Below are 2,705 nucleotides of genomic sequence, written 5' to 3' on the forward strand. Positions count from 1 at the left end.
GCACTGAGCGGATTCGACGTGCGGCAGGCGGTCGCCGAACCCGACGCGGCCCGCCTCGCCGCCCTCGTCCCCGAGGCCGCCGCCGCGGTCCGCGAGATCCTGCTCACCGTCGAGGTCGACGACCCCGCCGCGATCGTCGCGGGACTGGCCGGCCTCGGCCTCACCCGCTAGCGCGGATAACGGTTCCCGTCACCCCGAGCGCAACGGGGCCGGAGCGCGAGGTGCGATGCGTAACCTCGTAGGCGTGCCACGCATCGCCTACTTCGGTCCGACCGGGACCTTCACCGAAATGGCCCTCGCACGCCTCGAGGACACCGGAATCTTCGACGCCTCGGTCGAACGGGTGGCGGCGGCCAGCCCGCCCGCCGCGCTGCAACTGCTGCGCGACGGCGACGTCGACGGTGCCGTGGTGCCGATCGAGAGTTCCGTCGAAGGATCCGTCCCGCCGACCATGGACGCCCTGTCCATCGGACCCCGGCTGCAGATCGTCGCGGAAACCGAACTCGACGTGACGTTCACCGTCGTCGCGCGCCCCGGCACCACCGCCGAGCAGGTCCGGACCCTCGCCGCGTACCCGGTCGCGGCGGCACAGGTGCGGCAGTGGGTCGCCGACAACCTGCCGCAGGCCCAGATCGTCACCGCCTCGTCGAACGCCGGCGCGGCCGAGGACGTCGCCGCCGGCAAGGCCGACGCCGGAATCTCGACCGCTCTCGCCGGTGAGCGGCTGGGCCTCGACGCCCTCGCCGAGAACGTCGCGGACTTCACCGGCGCCCGCACCCGGTTCGTGCTGCTCACCCGGCCCACGAAGACCCCGCCCCGCACCGGACGCGACCGCACCTCGGTGATCCTGCAGTTGCCGAACGAACCCGGATCGCTCGTACGGGCGATGACCGAGTTCGCGACCCGCGGCATCGACCTCACCCGCATCGAGTCGCGCCCGACCCGCCAGGAATACGGCACCTACTTCTTCCACTTGGACTGCGTGGGACACATCGACGACGCGCTCGTCGCCGAGGCACTCAAGGCCCTGCACCGATTCGCGCAGGTCCGGTTCCTCGGGTCGTGGGCGGCGGTCGCCGACAACGGTGTGCCACCGGTGTCGGACGAGGCGGATGCGCAGTGGCTCGACGCGCTGCGACGGGGAGAGGAAGACCGGTGAGCGGCAGATTGATCCTGGCCCGGCACGGGCAGACGGTGGCGAACGTGGCGCGGCGGCTGGACACCAAGCTGCCCGGCGCCGAACTGACGGAACTGGGTATCGCCCAGGCACATACACTCGGCACCAACCTGGCCGACCGGCCCCCGGTGCTGCTCGTCGCCTCCCGGGCGATCCGCGCCCGGCAGACCGCCCACCAGATCGAACTCGCAGCCGGGGTCGCCGCGACCGTCCGCGAGGGACTGCACGAGGTCCAGGCCGGCGACCTCGAGGACCGCAGCGACGAGGAATCCCACAAGCTGTTCATGAAGGTCTACGAGGCCTGGCACAGCGGCGACCTGCGCTCACGGGTGCCCGGCGGTGAATCCGGCCTCGACGTGATCGACCGCTACGTGCCGGTCGTCGAAGACCTGCGCGAGCACTACCTCGGCGACGGATCGGGTGACGTCGTGGTGGTCAGTCACGGTGCCGCGATCCGGCTGATCGCCGCGTACCTCGGCAAGGTGCCGGGCAGCTTCGCGACCAGCAACCACCTCGCGAACACCCAGACCGTCGAACTGGTGCCGCGTCCCGGGGGCGGCTGGGAATGTGCGCGGTGGGGTACCTTCCAGGCGCCCTTCCACGAAACCGGAGGCGCGGGCGCCGACGACCCGATGGGCTGAGCTATCGGTCCGGCCGGTCGCGTCCGAGCCGGGCCACCAGGTCGCCGAGCGCCTGCCGCAGGAACCCGCCGGTGCCGGAACTCAGCGTCGTCCACGCGGTGCCGTCGGGAGCGACCGACGACGTGCCGACGACCCGCCCCGCGGTGGTCTCGAAGACCGTGACGGGCCCGCCGGCCGGGGCCGTGGACCCGTCGCCGTACCGGAACCCGACGATCTCGGCGAACGTGCTGCACCGCCCGAGCGCCGGCCCGAGGGCAGCGGCTTCCGCCGCCGGCACCCCGGCCTCCGCCAGCAGCCGGGTGGTGCGCGCACCGTCCCCGGCTCCCTCGTTCAGTGCCGCGGACAGTCGCGCGGTGGGCAGGCTGACCCCGGTGGTGCGCGCCGGTTCGGCCGGGCCGAGCATCTGCACGATCGGGGACACGGAACCGGCGTCGACGTCGTCGAGGACGAAACCGCCGGGCACGGCCCGCACGGTCACCGTCCGCGAGCCGGCGTCGGACACCCCGGCCTCGGCGCTGCCGTGCGCGAGGCACAACCGGTCGACGGCGCCGTCGTGGAGTCGCCGCACCGCGATCTCCCACGCCGGCCGGCCCAGGGTGCGGAGCCGGTCGACGATCACCGGGTGTGCCACTCCGGCCCGGACCAGGCCGCGCGCGGCGAGTCCGTCGGCGGCCCGGGTGAGCGCGACCTGCCGCTCGGTGTCGCTGTCGTGGTGATGACGATGCATCAGCACGACCGGCACCTCCGGTACCGCCGCCATCCCGAGCAGGACGTGCAGTTCGTCGTCGCTGACCGGGACCGGTCCCGGTGACGCGGATCCGGCGAGGACGCCGAGCGTGTCGATGGCGATCACCGGCCCGGTTCCGGGTCGGCGCCGAGCACGGCGG

At 73.2% G+C, this 2,705-nt stretch carries 3 protein-coding genes; 2 read left to right on the forward strand and 1 reads right to left on the reverse strand.

Annotated features, from left to right (window positions below; genetic code table 11):
* Positions 1–244: 244 nt before the first annotated feature.
* Together pheA and I0Q12_RS03515 are read left to right on the forward strand one after the other, a co-directional pair.
* Complete coding sequence (pheA, locus tag I0Q12_RS03510) at positions 245–1,159, forward strand: prephenate dehydratase (RefSeq protein WP_197250617.1); 915 nt, start codon at positions 245–247, stop codon at positions 1,157–1,159.
* The gene (locus I0Q12_RS03515; protein WP_197250618.1) at positions 1,156–1,818 is read left to right on the forward strand and encodes a histidine phosphatase family protein; all 663 of its coding nucleotides are present in this window, start codon (positions 1,156–1,158) and stop codon (positions 1,816–1,818) included. The genes pheA and I0Q12_RS03515 overlap by 4 nt, the downstream gene beginning before the upstream one ends.
* Before the next feature lies 1 nt (position 1,819).
* On the opposite strand, the gene I0Q12_RS03520 is transcribed toward I0Q12_RS03515, so the two are convergent.
* Positions 1,820–2,705: ESX secretion-associated protein EspG (locus I0Q12_RS03520; protein WP_231609936.1), on the reverse strand; the 886-nt coding region annotated here is incomplete at its 5' end.

It is taken from the genome of Rhodococcus sp. CX, assembly GCF_015865005.1.
Classification (GTDB): Bacteria; Actinomycetota; Actinomycetes; order Mycobacteriales; family Mycobacteriaceae; genus Rhodococcus.